17 protein-coding genes are annotated in these 14673 nt (G+C 35.9%); 8 read left to right on the top strand and 9 right to left on the bottom strand.

What is annotated here, in order from left to right; genetic code table 11:
* Positions 1-92: 92 nt before the first annotated feature.
* From H3T96_RS10575 to flgL, 7 genes are all read left to right on the top strand, one after another.
* Entirely contained in the window at positions 93-809 is a 717-nt protein-coding gene (locus H3T96_RS10575; protein WP_144092472.1) for an RNA polymerase sigma factor FliA, read from the top strand.
* A 184-nt stretch (positions 810-993) separates the two neighbouring features.
* Positions 994-1314, top strand: a complete 321-nt coding sequence (gene flhD, locus H3T96_RS10570; protein ID WP_039126561.1) for a flagellar transcriptional regulator FlhD — start codon at positions 994-996, stop codon at positions 1312-1314.
* 15 nt (positions 1315-1329) lie between these two features.
* Entirely contained in the window at positions 1330-1935 is a 606-nt protein-coding gene (gene flhC / locus H3T96_RS10565; protein ID WP_086325973.1) for a flagellar transcriptional regulator FlhC, read from the top strand.
* A 43-nt stretch (positions 1936-1978) separates the two neighbouring features.
* Positions 1979-2866, top strand: coding sequence for a flagellar motor stator protein MotA (motA, locus tag H3T96_RS10560; protein ID WP_039126458.1), 888 nt, complete (start codon positions 1979-1981; stop codon positions 2864-2866).
* A complete protein-coding gene (motB, locus tag H3T96_RS10555) occupies positions 2866-3759 on the top strand; it encodes a flagellar motor protein MotB (protein ID WP_144092474.1) in 894 nt (297 codons plus the stop codon). Before motA ends, motB begins: the two co-directional genes overlap by 1 nt.
* A gap of 164 nt (positions 3760-3923) precedes the next feature.
* The gene (flgK, locus tag H3T96_RS10550; RefSeq protein WP_086325975.1) at positions 3924-5567 is read left to right on the top strand and encodes a flagellar hook-associated protein FlgK; all 1644 of its coding nucleotides are present in this window, start codon (positions 3924-3926) and stop codon (positions 5565-5567) included.
* A gap of 15 nt (positions 5568-5582) precedes the next feature.
* On the top strand, positions 5583-6521 hold the full coding sequence (flgL, locus tag H3T96_RS10545) for a flagellar hook-associated protein FlgL (RefSeq protein WP_086325976.1): 939 nt from the start codon (positions 5583-5585) through the stop codon (positions 6519-6521).
* A 129-nt stretch (positions 6522-6650) separates the two neighbouring features.
* Here the strand turns inward: flgL and flgJ are convergent, their stop codons facing one another.
* From flgJ to flgB, 9 genes are read right to left on the bottom strand one after another with little or no spacing between them, the layout of a single operon-like run.
* Positions 6651-7670, bottom strand: a complete 1020-nt coding sequence (gene flgJ, locus H3T96_RS10540; protein WP_144092476.1) for a flagellar assembly peptidoglycan hydrolase FlgJ — start codon at positions 7668-7670, stop codon at positions 6651-6653.
* A gap of 15 nt (positions 7671-7685) precedes the next feature.
* Positions 7686-8795 carry a flagellar basal body P-ring protein FlgI gene (locus tag H3T96_RS10535; RefSeq protein WP_144092478.1) on the bottom strand — a complete coding sequence of 370 codons (1110 nt, stop codon included), beginning with the start codon at positions 8793-8795 and terminating at the stop codon, positions 7686-7688.
* Positions 8796-8806: 11 nt separating this feature from the next.
* A complete protein-coding gene (locus H3T96_RS10530) occupies positions 8807-9496 on the bottom strand; it encodes a flagellar basal body L-ring protein FlgH (protein ID WP_039126472.1) in 690 nt (229 codons plus the stop codon).
* Between the two features lie 10 nt (positions 9497-9506).
* Complete coding sequence (gene flgG / locus H3T96_RS10525; protein ID WP_039126475.1) at positions 9507-10289, bottom strand: flagellar basal-body rod protein FlgG; 783 nt, start codon at positions 10287-10289, stop codon at positions 9507-9509.
* 12 nt (positions 10290-10301) lie between these two features.
* A complete protein-coding gene (locus tag H3T96_RS10520; RefSeq protein ID WP_039126478.1) occupies positions 10302-11057 on the bottom strand; it encodes a flagellar basal body rod protein FlgF in 756 nt (251 codons plus the stop codon).
* Positions 11058-11071: 14 nt separating this feature from the next.
* Positions 11072-12283, bottom strand: coding sequence for a flagellar hook protein FlgE (gene flgE, locus H3T96_RS10515; RefSeq protein ID WP_086325979.1), 1212 nt, complete (start codon positions 12281-12283; stop codon positions 11072-11074).
* A gap of 16 nt (positions 12284-12299) precedes the next feature.
* Entirely contained in the window at positions 12300-13013 is a 714-nt protein-coding gene (flgD, locus tag H3T96_RS10510) for a flagellar hook assembly protein FlgD (RefSeq protein ID WP_039126483.1), read from the bottom strand.
* Positions 13014-13026: 13 nt separating this feature from the next.
* Entirely contained in the window at positions 13027-13434 is a 408-nt protein-coding gene (flgC, locus tag H3T96_RS10505; RefSeq protein ID WP_144092480.1) for a flagellar basal body rod protein FlgC, read from the bottom strand.
* Positions 13435-13436: 2 nt separating this feature from the next.
* Entirely contained in the window at positions 13437-13847 is a 411-nt protein-coding gene (flgB, locus tag H3T96_RS10500) for a flagellar basal body rod protein FlgB (protein WP_039126489.1), read from the bottom strand.
* Between the two features lie 166 nt (positions 13848-14013).
* On the opposite strand from flgB, the gene flgA reads away from it, so the two are divergent.
* Entirely contained in the window at positions 14014-14667 is a 654-nt protein-coding gene (flgA, locus tag H3T96_RS15085; protein WP_186279262.1) for a flagellar basal body P-ring formation chaperone FlgA, read from the top strand.
* The last annotated feature ends 6 nt before the right edge of the window (positions 14668-14673 follow it).

The following is a 14673-nucleotide window of genomic DNA, read 5'->3' as shown; positions in this document are numbered from 1 at the left end:
TAATTACCTATTTTTTTCATCTTATTCTAGCCATTAATTCAATCAATTAGCGTGATAATATTCGTTAGCATTTTTTTATATTGGTTCAGAAAATGAGTGATAGCCTGTATAACTCTCAAGGTATAGTGAATCAAATTGATTGGCAACAGTATATCTATTTAGTTCGTAATGAAGCACTTAAATTAGCGGTTCGTTTGCCAACCACAATTGAACTTGATGACTTATTACAAGTAGGTTATATCGGTTTGCTAGAGACCATAAAGCGGTATGATGCTTCCCAAGGTTATTCTTTTACCACATTTGCCATTCCTAGAATAAAAGGCGCTATGCTAGATGAACTGCGTAGTCGAGATTGGTTACCAAGACAAACGCGGAAAAAAATTAAAGATGTGACAAATGCAATTAATGAGTTAGAAAAAAAACTAGGTGTACCTCCTAATGACCATCAGATAGCGGCATATTTGCAATTATCGATTACTGAATATCACAAAGTATTATTAGATTCAAATTACAGTCAGATATTTTCCTATGATGAAATACAAAAAAAATTAGGCGATAACATCGACACATTAATTGAATCAGGCTCTGACAATAACCCTTTTTCTTCAATCATTAATGATGAAATTCGCAATATTATGATTCAACAGATTGATAAATTACCTGAAAAAGAAAAAATGGTTTTAGCACTTTATTATCAAGAAGAGCTGAATTTAAAAGAGATTGGTAACGTGATGAATATTAGTGAGTCTCGTGTAAGTCAGTTACATAGTCAAGCAATTAAACGAATACAAAGTAAAATTACCTTATAAAAACAGAATTAAAAGAGAAAAGCGCAGAAAAATAATTCGAAAATAAATTGATATGATTTTTTTATTGACGTTTCTCATTTAAAAATGTAATTTTAAGTATAAAAAAATTATTGTTGTTTTATTTTATCAATTATTCGTTTTTTTATACGGATATAAATATGGATGGGTGATTAAATTGGGAAATATATTAGATGATGATATTTTGAAATCTATACACCACTTGAATCTTTCAACACTCTTGTTAAGTCAAAAGATGCTTGAAAAAGATAAAGCGATGGCAATGTATCGATTAGGTATTGATGAAGAAACAGCCGATATACTCAGCAGTTTAAATACGTCGCAAATGTTAGTTTTATCCGAAACCAATCAATTAACATTTCAATTGCGATTTGAAAACGCAGAAATGATGAAGAAACTCACAGAAGACTCGCGCATAAGTGATATAAAACAAATGCATACGGGCATACTTTTATCAAGTTTACTTTTAGATTCATTAAATAAGTAGTGGAAAGGAATCAGGATGAAAGATACAAGTATCATTCAAAAATATAAGGAAGTTCAATTAGCTACCCGATTAATTTCACTTGGTGCAAGAATTCAAATGCTAGAAAGTGAAACAAATTTAAGTCGAGGTAAACTAATAAAACTGTATAAAGAAATTCAAGGCTGTCCTCCTCCTAAAGGTTTATTACCGTTCTCCACTACATGGTTTATGACTTGGGAACCCAATATTCACTCTAGTATATTTTACAATGCTTACCGTTTTTTGGTGAAACATGGCACAAAGCCCGGTATTCAAACAATTTTAAAAGCCTACCAACTTTATTTAGAACAATGTTCATTCTCACATGAAAACAAACCCGTCTTAGGAATAACTCGTGCTTGGATTTTAGTCAAATTTGTTGAAAGTAATGTCATGCAACAATCCTGTTGTAAAGAGTGTCATGGACGATTTATCACCCATGCTTACCAGCCATACAACAGTTTTATATGCAGTTTATGTCAGCCACCATCAAGAGCGGAAAAGAATAATAAAACCCCTAAAGAAAACCATGAAAAGTGTTTGCAGGTACTATCAATACCTAGTGGTTTTAATTCAGCAATTGCTAGAAAAATGACAGTTTGAAATTAATAGTAGAAACATAAATTATGGAGAAAAAGGAAATCCAATGCTAATAATTATAGGTTATATTGTTGTTATCGCTTCTGCACTACTTGGTTATGTTTTAAGTGGTGGTTATTTAGCAGTTCTTTTTCAACCATTAGAGTTTCTAATTATTGGAGGAACAGCAATCGGGGCTTTTATTGTCAGCAATGAAAAGAAAGTAATTAAATCGACACTTAAAGCATTAGGTCAATTGTTTAAATCATCCAAATATAATAAAACACTTTATCTAACACTGATTAATTTAATGTACACCATTCTTACCCAAATTCGACAAAATGGTACATTATCTATTGAATCTGATATTGATAATCCAAAAGAAAGTGAATTATTTAAAAAATATCCGCTTATTTTAGCCAATCCTCAAATCTGCGACTTTATCACTGATTATTTGCGATTAATGATTAGTGGCAACATGAATGTATTTGAAATTGAAGCACTGATGGATGAGGAGATTGAGACTTATATTCACGAATTAGAAAAACCTGCGGATGCAATTTCAGCTGTTGGAGATGGATTACCTGCTTTTGGTATTGTGGCTGCGGTTATGGGGGTTATCAATACGTTAGCACAAGCCGACAGACCTGCGAGTGAATTGGGAGAACTTATTGCACATGCCATGGTAGGAACTTTTCTAGGTATTTTGCTTGCTTATGGATTTGTCTCACCACTAGCGGCGTTATTAAAGCAAAGAAACGCCGGTGTGATCAAAACGCTGGAGTGTACCAAAGTTATACTGATTGCAAGTATGCACGACTATGCTCCGCAAATTTGCATTGAATTTGGACGAAAAACGTTATTTTCTCATGAAAGACCATCTTTCTTTGAATTAGAAAAATATATCCAAGATGTAAAAGATAAAAATGCCAACTCAAATGAAAATAATAAATAATGAAAGAGAACTCTGTAAGAATAATCACTAAGAAAAAATCCGGACATGGTGGCAGTCACCATGGAGGTTCGTGGAAAATCGCTTATGCTGACTTTATGACAGCGATGATGGCACTTTTTTTGGTCATGTGGTTAATTTCCAAAGCGAGTCCGCAAGAATTACAAGGTATTGCAGAATATTTTAGAACACCTCTTATTTTAGGGCAAAATGGCGGTAAAAACCTAAGTGATAGTGAAAGTCCTATTCCAGGTGGTGGTGACGATGTTATTAAAAACTTAGGTGAAGAAACAAATACGCTTCCAAACCAAAGCCTAACAGAATCTGAATCTAAACAACTTGAAAGATTAGAGCTTATAAAAACAGCTCAAAAAATCTATGAAGTGTTTGAAATCGATCCGAGGTTAAAAAATTTAGCGGCCAACCTGATTATTGAATTAACTGAATTGGGATTACGGATTCAAATTCTAGCAACGGATGACAACCCCATGTTTGAAGTAGGAAGTGCCGTTATTCATTCTGACATGCAACACATTTTACATGCACTTGCGCCAATTTTAAATTCTTTGCCAAACAAAATGACATTATCTGGTCACACCGATGAGCGTCAATATATAACGGGTGATCGAGGGTATAGTAACTGGGAGCTATCGGCTGATAGAGCTAATTCATCAAGAAGGGAACTTATTGCTGGCGGATTAGATTCTGGCAAGATTATTCGCATTATTGCTCTTGCCGATACAGTTAGTTTAAATAATAAAAATTACAGCAAAGATGCTAATCGTCGTATTAGTATTTTAATTTTGAATAAGTCGGCACAACAATATATTGAAGATGAAAATACGATGACGGGAATAGATTTTTTAAAACAAGCAAAACCAATTAAATCAGAGTAATACCAATAAAAACAATTTAATTGTATACGCTAAAAAAATTAAAATCTAAAAAAATCCAATTTTATCTAAAAATAACTAAAGTTTTACGATTTTAGACCGATATAAAAGATAACCTTTTAAGTTAATAATTTGGTTATTAACTGAAATTATATTTAGGAGCTATTATGTCAAATTCATTGATGAATACAGGTATTAGTGGATTAAATGCAGCACAAAATATGCTTAATGTGATAAGTAATAACATTAGTAATGCACATACTGTTGGTTATAATCGGCAGCAACAAATTTTGCGGCAAGCAAATGGCACTAAATATAATTATGGATTTGTTGGTAATGGTGTATCAGTATCATCCGTTAATCGAGCGTATAATAGTTTTGTGGTAGGGCAATTACGCCAATCACAGTCACAAAATGGTTCGATAAAAGCTTATTACAACGAATTATCAAAAGTCGATAATTTATTAGCTGAAAATGAAAACAGTATTTCTTCACAATTAAATAATCTGTTTACTAGTTTAAATAAACTCTCCTCTAATGCAGGGAACGCTGCTTCGAAACAGACTGTCATTAATGATCTCAGCTCTTTAGTAAGTAAATTCAATAAAACAGAGTTAAATTTAAAAAATCAGATTGCCAATATCAATACTGAAATTGTTAATAACGTTGATACGATTAACTCATACACAAAACAAATTGCTGACCTTAATCAAAAAATTGCAAGATTACAGGCAGTAAGTGGTGGACTTGAACCAAATGCACTACTTGATGAACGAGATCAATTGGTTAATGAATTAAGCGAAATGATCGGAATAACCGTTACCGAACAAAATGGAGAATATAATATTTCGCTTCCTAATGGTTTAAGTCTAGTACAAGGATCTTCGGCAACTCAATTATCGGTACAACCGTCTAAAGATGATCCTGCTTTAAATACGATTATTTACACGCATAATTCTGGCGCAACTCAAGAACTGACAAGCCAAAATATTGCGTCAGGCCGGTTAAATGGATTATTAACTTTTCGTGATGGACCACTCCTTGAAGCACGCAATCAGCTCGGTTTAATTGCCTTAAATTTAGCTGAGCGTTTTAATGAAGTTCATATGTCAGGTGTTGATATTAATGGCGATGCTGGTGAAAAATTATTTGATTATCAGTCTCCTAGCAGTATTGCTAACACCAAAAATCAAGGTAATGCTACGGCTAAAATCAATTACAACAAAGTAACAGATGTAAAAGCGTCTGATTATAAAATTGAGTTCAATGGTAGTGACTGGGTCGTAACCAGATTATCAGATAGTAAACAAATTACACCACAAGTTGAAGATGGTAAGTTATTATTTGATGGATTATCTATTGAAATAGATGGCAATCCAGTTGCAGGCGATAGCTTTTTACTTAAACCTGTTGCCGATGTAGCATCATCATTACAACTATTAGTGAAAGATGTGAATAAATTCGCAACAGGCATTAATGACGATGAAAATGGTAATGGTGACAACCGTAATGTTGCTAAATTACTTGATATTCAAAACGAAAAATTAATTAACGGTACAAAAACCTTAAATAGTGCTTATAACGCGTTGGTCAGTTATGTGGGAAGTGAAACACAAACCGCTAAAATTTCAGCGCAATCGAGTCAAAATATTACCCAAGAAATTTATGAGCAAAATCAATCGATATCGGGTGTGAATATTGAAGAAGAATATATTTCTATGCAAGTTTATATGCAGTATTACCAAGCTAATGCAAAGATTATTGATGCTGCAACGACAATATTCGATACCATTTTAGGTTTGGCTAAATGATAAAAGGATGAAAATATGCGTGTTAGTACTAATTCAATGTATCAAAAAAATTTAAATAGTATTTTAGATACCAATAATAAATGGCAAAAATCAGGATTACATTTAGCAACTGGTAAAAAAATCTTATCGCCGTCAGATGATCCAATGGGTTCATCACAAGCGTTAATATTAAAACATTCCCAATCGAGAAATAATCAGTTTCAAGCTGCACGTGAAAGTGCTAATAACTCGTTAAGTCGCCAAGATACCATACTAAAAGAAGCAAATACCGTTATCCAATCGATTCAAGAAACATTAGTTTATGCAGGTAATGAAACGCTAAACGATGAAAACAGAGTTGATTTAGCCAATAAACTACAAGGATTAAAAGATCAGTTAATATCCTTAGCCAATGCCAAAGACACGAATGGGAATTATCTGTTTGCGGGTAACAAAAATGACACGCCTCCTTTTGTTGTCGATGAAAATGGCAAAGTTAATTATGTCGGTGGCTCAACAACCATTAACATATTTATTGATGAAACACGTGAAGTAGCAATGAGTTTTACTGGTGAGCAAATTTTTATGACCGGTGCCAATAGTGCTGTTGAAAGTAATATTTTTGCCAGCATTGATTATGCGCTTGAAGCATTACAAATTGATTTAGATGACAACGATCCTGATTCGATTGCGCAATTTAGAGAGGGGCTATCCAAAGCCAGCCAAGGAATCGATAACTCGTTTGAAAACATATCAACCGTGAGATCATCGGGCGGTAATGTACTGGCAGAGGTCGAAAGATTAACAGCCCTTGGTAAGACCTTGGACATCGATTTTGAAATGCAAATTAGTCAAATCGAAGATGTGGATTGGTATGAAGCTATTTCAGACTATGTGATGTTACAAGCAAATTTACAAGCGGCACAATATACCTTTATGAATATGCAAAACATGTCGTTATTTCAAATGAAATAGCGGATTGTCACAAAACTTCATTTATACAAAAACGTTAATACATTATAGTTAACAATATACATAAAAAAACAGGAGGCAAAAGCCTCCTGCTCATTAATTTCTTTAAGTTAAAATCAATTTATCCTGATACTATTTAAAAGCAATTTGTCTAAAACCCGATAGGGATTTGGGCGGTATACTTTTAGCAATTGTCTCAATACGATTGATAATTTGAATCAGTTTTTCACTATAGTTCGGATCGGTTGCATAATTAGCATCTTGTAATGCTTTAGCGGCTGTTCGTGCGTCGGGCGCATTAACCACTGCACGATAACGTGGATTTTTAGTGAGTAAATTAAGGTAATCCGTTATTGCATGTTGTTTACTATTATACACCCTAAAGTCATCTTGAATTTTAACGCTATTGTTATTTAAAAATTCTTGTGTTGTTAAACGAGTAGAACTGTCTTTCCATGATGGCGACGCTTTGATACCAAAATAGTTATGACTCAGCTGATTATCGGCTGTTTTTATCTGTTTTTTACCCCATCCTGTTTCTAATGCGGCTTGAGCAATAATAACTTCATATGGAATACCTGAAGCTTTAGCAGCTTTTTTAGCTGGTTCAAACCATTCAACCACAAATTGCGTGATATGGTCTTGATCAGAATGATTAGTGGGTGATGATAATTGGTTGACGTCAGCATTCGTTAAATTATTGGCTTTATGTTGCTGATAGAGCAATTGACCTAATGCCGCTGGCGATAGATTTGATGAATTACCACTAAATAGAGATTGTGCTAATTGCAGATTAGTTTGATTATTATTTGCTTGAGATTGCGCATTAATATTAACCGCAGAATGAGGCTGATTCGTTAGTTGTTTGGCAATAATATTGGCAAGCCCAAGGCCTTTTCCTGCTGTTTGCTGAGCAATTTGCTGATCAAACATAGAGGTAAAAAGTTGCATGGCAGATTGATTAAATAAACCACCATTCGGAACGGCCTTGCGCATAGATTGCATCATCATATTAACAAATAATGTTTCAAACTGATCCGCAACTTGTTTAATGCTTTCATTTGATCCATTAACGGCATCGCGTCTTAATTGGTTAATGCTTGAAAAATCATAAGCAAAACGGTTAATGGACTGATTAACTAAATTTTTCATATTAATAATTCTGTTTTAAATCGTCTCCAGCGCGGCGTGTAAACAACCTGCCGTTTTTAATGCTTCGAGTATGGACATTAACTCCGTAGGATTTGCGCCCAATAAATTAAGTGAATGAATAACTCGGTTTAAGTCGGTACCTGAAGCCAAATTATGCAGTGCACCACCCTCTTGTTCAATGCTCACTTCCTCATCCGGAACAACGACAGTTTTTCCGTCTGTCAATGGTGTATTAGGTTGACTCACTTTTAATTTGTTATTGACTACAACCGATAAATTACCATGAGCCACAGCACAATTGTCTAATTTAACTTTTTGATTCATCACCACAACGCCAGTACGTGTATTTAACACCACTTTAGCTGAAATGGGTGTATTACCAATTTCAAGATTTTGTATGCGTGACAATAACTTTACGCGCGCCTGATTATCCTTAGGCATTGTTACCGTGACGGTAGTACCGTCCATCGCAACCGCGGTATTTTTTTGTAACTTATTAATCGCCTCAGATATTTTTAAGGCACGGGTAAAATCAAACTGATTAAGATGTAAATGAATCGTATCTTGTTCATCTAAACGAGTAGCAAGCTCACGTTCGATGGTTGCGCCATTAGGAATGGTCGCCCCTGCTGTTTGATTCACACTGACACTTGAACCTTTGCTACTTGCTCCCATTCCACCCACAAATAAATTACCTTGAGCAATAGCATAAACTTGATTATCGGTGCCTTTTAGTGGTGTCATAATTAATGTACCGCCACGCAAACTTTTAGCATTTCCCAAAGAAGACACTACAACATCAATTTGTTGCCCAACTCGTGCATAAGAAGGTAATTTGGCGGTCACCATTACTGCTGCCACATTTTTTAGTTGCATGTTACTGCCTGATGGAACCGTTATCCCCAATTGCGATAACATATTTGTGATACTTTGAATAGTAAAAGGCGTTTGTGAAGTTTGATCGCCTGTGCCATCAAGTCCAACCACAATACCATAACCTACTAAGGCGTTTTCCCTTACCCCTTGAATGGTAACAAGATCACGAATAGGTTCAGCATAACAAACAGGAACAACCAATAAAGTCATACCGATAAAATTGATAAAAATGCGTAACTTATTTAGCATAATGATACTCATTAAAATGGTGAAAAATTTAAAAATAGGCGCTGTAACCAGCCCATAGTTTGCGCTTCATCTATGTAGCCATTACCGACATATTCAATACGGGCATCCGCAACTTGTGTTGAAATAACAGTATTATTACCACTGATGGTTCTTGGATTAACTACACCAGAAAACCTTATGAATTCGGTGCCTTGATTAATCGCAATCTGTTTCTCTCCAATAACTTTCAAGTTGCCATTAATCATGACGTTTTGCACAGTAACAGTGATTGTGCCGCTAAAGGTATTTTTGGCATTCGCACCGCCTGATCCTTTAAAGTCATTACTGCCCGAGATATCTGTATCGGCTTTACCTCGACCAACAAGTCCATCTAAAAAGTGAGGAACGGTCTTTACCCCGACATTTAACGCACCATTACGACCGGCATTAACTGATGAGCTTTTGCTGGCGCTAACATTTTCTTGTAAGACAATTGTTAATACATCACCAATGTTGCGTGGACGACGATCTTCAAACATCGGTTGATAACCAAAACTAGTCGGTTGGGCAGCCTGATAGATCGAACCGCTGGTATTGACGATATCAGGCATTTTTGGCACGATGCTGGTTTCACCCTCAACCAATGCTTTTTTAGGCAACTGTGCACAACTTAAAAGAAAAAACGCCATGAGAATATAAAGATATTTCACTATATTTATCATGTTATTATCTTTAAAGTTGGTTTAAACGTTGTAGCATTTGGTCCGATGCAGAAATGGCTTTACTGTTAATTTCGTAAGCACGTTGTACTTGAATCATATTAACTAACTCTTCTGCAACATTAACGTTAGACGTTTCGGTATAACCTTGATACAGCAAACCTGCTCCATTTAGTCCTGGAGTGTTTTCCGTTGGTGCACCTGAACTTTCGGTTTCTAAATACAGATTTTCACCCATACTTTCTAGACCAGTATCGTTAATAAACGTATGTAAGGTTAACTGCCCAACTTGTACTTGTGTTGATTGGTTGGCTAATGTCACATTGACCACACCATCGCGTGCAACGGTCATTTTGATAGCATTGGATGGAATGTTGATAGTAGGCTGAATTTCATAACCTGCTGCAGTAACCAATTGACCATTTTGATTGACTTGAAACGCACCATTACGCGTATAAGCTTGAGTACCATCAGGTAATAAAACTTGGAAAAAACCTTGTCCATTAATGGCCACATCACTGCTATTATCCGTTGCTTCTAAATTACCTTGGCTATGAATACGTTCAGTTGCAACAGGACGAACGCCGGTACCAATTTGCAAACCAGAGGGTAATGTTGTTTGCTCAGATGATTGCGCTCCTGGTTGGCGAACAGTTTGATAAAGTAGATCTTCAAATACTGCTCTCTGACGTTTAAAACCACTGGTACTCACGTTGGCTAAATTGTTAGAGATAATATCCATATTCATCTGTTGGGCGGTTAATCCTGTTTTAGCAATCCATAATGATTTAATCATCGCTATTCCTTCCTATGTAAGTGATAAAATTTGATTGGCTTTTTGAGCATTTTCATCAGCCGTCGTGATTTCTTTCATTTGCATTTCAAATTGGCGAGCATGAGAGATTAAATCCACCATAGCGGTAACAGGATTCACATTACTGCCTTCTAATACCCCTGACATTAATTGGGCTTTTGGATTATCTGGCATTACTGCGCCACGCTCATTTTGTGTCGCTTGCGTTAAATGAAAAAAACCATCATCGCCACGCTCAATTTCTTGTGGCAAAAGATGGACTTTTTTTATTTTACCGACTTGAGCTATCGTGGTCGGTTTATTACCTGCACCTAAAGCGGAAACTGTACCATCACTACTAATACTCACTTGAGATTGTTGTGGTACGGTTAAAACACCATTATCACCTATTAATGGATGGCCTTGAATATAAAGCCCCCCGTTTTCATCAATCTCAATTGCACCATTACGGGTATAACCCTCACGACCATCGGCTAACTGAACTGCGAGCCAATCGTCTTGAGATAGGGCGACATCTAAGTTTCGCCCTGTATAATTAAATGCCCCCATTGTTGAATCGTAGGTTGGTGTGGTTGCAGCAACCATCGTTCGTGTCGGCATATCATTGCCAACTATTGGCACGGCTTTCATTGCAGTTAATTGAGCACGAAATCCCACCGTTGATACATTTGCCAGATTATGTGAGGTAACCGCCTGCTGATTAAGAGTTTGGCTTGCGCCCGACATTGCAGTATAAATAACCCGATCCATAAATAATCCTTAAACTAACGCAAATTAACCAATGTATTAAGTATTTGGTCTTGAGTTTTAATGGTTTGTGAATTCGATTGATAATTACGCTGAGCCACAATCATATTGACCAGTTCTTGACTCATATCAACATTAGACGATTCAACCGCACCACTGGCTAGTGAACCAAACGTCCCACTATTGGCGGAACCTAATACTTCTGCTCCAGAATTAAGCGTTGATCGCCAGTTATTATTGCCTGCTGATTCTAATCCATTGACATTGGCAAAATCAGCCATGGCAATTTGACCTAATAACATGGTTTGTTGGTTAGAATAAATACCATAAATTGTGCCATCATCATTAATGCTATAGCCAACTAGATCACCTGCAGCATAACCATCAACGATAGGCGTTTTAACACTACCGAGTTCTTTACCCATATTTTGTTGAGTACTGCTTGCTAATGACAATGTAAAAGTATTATCCGCTGAACCATTTAGACCATTAAGATTGATCGTCATTTCTGGATCACTGATTAATTTGCCAGATGAGTCAAATTCCATTTTTCCTAATGTCTGAAGAGTTGCATTAGGATCGCTGCTATCAAGATAATGAACATCCCATTGGTTATCTGCGGTTTTAACATAGAAAAGCTGAACATTACGTTGATTACCTAAGGAATCATAAGTTGTAATGGTGGTTGAATAATTAAATGTATCCGCATCTGTTGCATTAATTGGTTGTTTTTCTGGGACTTTACTATTTGAATTTAAATTCGTTTGCAAAGAAGCCTTACTGGTTGCTGATGCATTTAACATCTCTTGCGAAATTTTTAATGGTCCCGGTGCCGCACCTTGTTGGATTTGTGGTGGCGTACCTGTTGCTAAATAGCCCGTTAATTTCAATCCATCGGCAGATACGATATTACGCTCAGCATCTAATTGGAACTGACCATTACGGGTATAATAGATTTGACCGCTGCTATCGACTAATCGAAAAAATCCATTACCGGAAATGGCAACATCTAAACTATTATTGGTTGAGGTTGTCGTGCCATCATTAAAATTTTGCAGAACCGATGCAACTTTAACGCCCATTCCAACTTTTGAGCCAGCATAGATATCAGCAAATGAGATACTGGCACTTTTAAAGCCAACTGTTGCAGAATTGGCAATATTATTACCAATAACATCTAATTGTTTTGAAGCGGCATTCATACCACTAATTGCTTGAGAAAACCCCATATGAACTTATTCCCCTTTAAAGAATTTGACGCACTTCGTCAATACTAATTGAACCCAGTATCCCTAAATCTAGTAATACTTTATTGTTAACTTTGCTGTTAATTACTCCGTATACAACTGAGTAAGATAATGGTGTTGATGATACTTTTTGCCCATCGTAGCTGGCATTAATCGAAAACGTGTAGCTACCGTCTGGCGCCTTAGTTCCATCGTTAAGCTCACCATCCCAAGTAAAAGAGCTGACCCCAGCAGGAATCGAACCTAAATCGACCTCACGCACAACATTGCCGTTTTCATCTTTTATAGTAACAACCACTGAATCAGCATCTCGCATAAGTTCAAAGCCAAATGGTGTGGTAACGGTCTCTTTTTCTGTTTCTGACCCTTCGACTGCCGATGTGGCAACCAAAATTTTATTACCGGGAACCATGACACCTTTACCAATCATATTACTTGCATTGACCGATAGACTGTCGTCAATTTGACCAGAAACCATACCCAAAGTCGTATTCAGTCGTTCAATACCCGCTAATGTATTGATTTGAGCAAGTTGTGAGGTTAGCTGGCTGTTGTCCATTGGATTGGTGGGATCTTGATTCTTCATTTGGGCAATAAGTAATGTTAAAAAATTATCTTGTAATTCCTGACTAGAGTTCCCATCAGATGTCCCTTTTCTCACTGGACTGGTCATATTTGATGATTCTGACACTGCTACATTAGAAATACCCATGAATTACGTTCCTCTATTGCCCTAAAGTAAGGGTTTTTAGCATTAAACTTTTTGCTGTATTAATCACTTCTACATTTGCTTGATAGCTACGAGATGCGGATATGGTATTGACCATTTCTGCCACAACATCAACATTTGGTTTTTGAATGTAACCTTTCTCGTCTGCTAAAGGATGATTCGGTTCATAAACTAAATTCATTGGTGCAGGATCTTCAATCACCTGTGATACCTTTACGCCTGCTACGCTATTTTGGTAACCCTTATCATCAACTTGAAAAATTACTTGTTTGGCTCGATAAGCTTGACCTGAAGTACTGGTAATACTATCGGCATTGGCTAAATTGCTGGCACTGACATTCATACGTTGGGTCTGCGCCATTAGTGCTGAACCGGAAATGGTAAAAATAGAAAAACTCATCACAATTATCCTTGCTGTAATACTGACATCACATTTTTAAATTGTTCACTTAAAAAAGTAAGGTTACTTTGATAGTGAATACTATTATCTATAAACGCTGTACGCTCTTGATCCATCTCTACCGTGTTACCATCCGCTGAAGCTTGATAAGGTATTCGATACAGTAGATTTTGATTGATAGTCATTGAATTTGACACTTGAATATGATGATTAGAGGTAGTACGAAGTGCGATATTATTAGCATTACTTTGATTTTTTAAGGCGTTATTTAATTCTGTCTTAAAATCAATATCTCGAGCTTGATAATTAGGTGTATCACTATTAGCTATATTGGCCGCTAATATATTTTGCCGTGTTTCACGCACATTGAGTGCCTGACTGTGAAAATGAACCCAGTTATCCAATTTATCAAACATAAAATCACCCTAATTTTTTTTGATAAAAAAGATTTTAAGTGAAGCTAAAAAAAATCATCCTACAAATAACGGTTAAAATTGTCCTTATTTCAACATTCAGACTTTTCATGCATAAAGTAGAATTTACTTTATAAATAATTTAGAAAAAATAAGAATGATTACAATTGTGAAATTAATAATCGGTATGTTTATGCTATTTAGCTGCCCTATCGTGTTAGCTAACCCGCTTAGCAAACAGGTTAAAGATCTCATCGCGCAGCAATTTAACCATAAACCAGAAGCGATAACCATTGGCTATGCCAAAGATATTCCTAAATTAAGTTGTGACACCCCCACCTTATCTTTACTTAATAAAAATAAGCCATGGGGCAATATGACCATCAGTGTGCAATGTGAAAATAAAAAAAGGTTTATGCAAATTTATGTTGCCGTTAGCGGACATTATCTTATTGCTAAACAACCTATAACGGCAGGCTCTGTTATCACTGAAGATTTGCTAGATTTAAAATTTGGTTGGTTAGATAAACTCCCCTCTTCAGTGATTTTGAATAAATCTGATGCCATTAATCATATTGCTTCACGCAATATCAATCAGAATGAAACCATAAAAACGGCAATACTCCAAAAAATTTGGCTGGTTAAAGTCGGTCAAATGGTTAAGGTTATTATTGATGGCGAAGATTACCAAGTAACGACAAATGGTAAAGCGCTCAATAATGCCATATTAGACGATAAAATCAGTGTTAAACTTAGTTCCGGTAATATTGTTGAGGGGATATTAACAAACCAAGGTGTAATAATTTTCAACAAAAAATACTAATGATTT

The organism is Gilliamella sp. W8136 (assembly GCF_016101285.1).
GTDB lineage: Bacteria > Pseudomonadota > Gammaproteobacteria > Enterobacterales > Orbaceae > Gilliamella > Gilliamella apicola_N.
This window is presented reverse-complemented; position numbering and strand designations above follow the sequence as displayed.

Excerpts from the sequence above, each read along its gene's own strand:
- H3T96_RS10575 (WP_144092472.1), top strand. The coding sequence starts at position 93 with ATGAGTGATAGCCTGTATAACTCTCAAGGTATAGTGAATCAAATTGAT.
- flhC (WP_086325973.1), top strand. The coding sequence starts at position 1,330 with ATGAAAGATACAAGTATCATTCAAAAATATAAGGAAGTTCAATTAGCT.
- motA (WP_039126458.1), top strand. The coding sequence starts at position 1,979 with ATGCTAATAATTATAGGTTATATTGTTGTTATCGCTTCTGCACTACTT.
- motB (WP_144092474.1), top strand. The coding sequence starts at position 2,866 with ATGAAAGAGAACTCTGTAAGAATAATCACTAAGAAAAAATCCGGACAT.
- flgK (WP_086325975.1), top strand. The coding sequence starts at position 3,924 with ATGTCAAATTCATTGATGAATACAGGTATTAGTGGATTAAATGCAGCA.
- flgL (WP_086325976.1), top strand. The coding sequence starts at position 5,583 with ATGCGTGTTAGTACTAATTCAATGTATCAAAAAAATTTAAATAGTATT.
- flgJ (WP_144092476.1), bottom strand. The coding sequence starts at position 7,670 with ATGAAAAATTTAGTTAATCAGTCCATTAACCGTTTTGCTTATGATTTT.
- H3T96_RS10535 (WP_144092478.1), bottom strand. The coding sequence starts at position 8,795 with ATGCTAAATAAGTTACGCATTTTTATCAATTTTATCGGTATGACTTTA.
- H3T96_RS10530 (WP_039126472.1), bottom strand. The coding sequence starts at position 9,496 with ATGATAAATATAGTGAAATATCTTTATATTCTCATGGCGTTTTTTCTT.
- flgG (WP_039126475.1), bottom strand. The coding sequence starts at position 10,289 with ATGATTAAATCATTATGGATTGCTAAAACAGGATTAACCGCCCAACAG.
- H3T96_RS10520 (WP_039126478.1), bottom strand. The coding sequence starts at position 11,057 with ATGGATCGGGTTATTTATACTGCAATGTCGGGCGCAAGCCAAACTCTT.
- flgE (WP_086325979.1), bottom strand. The coding sequence starts at position 12,283 with ATGGGGTTTTCTCAAGCAATTAGTGGTATGAATGCCGCTTCAAAACAA.
- flgD (WP_039126483.1), bottom strand. The coding sequence starts at position 13,013 with ATGGGTATTTCTAATGTAGCAGTGTCAGAATCATCAAATATGACCAGT.
- flgB (WP_039126489.1), bottom strand. The coding sequence starts at position 13,847 with ATGTTTGATAAATTGGATAACTGGGTTCATTTTCACAGTCAGGCACTC.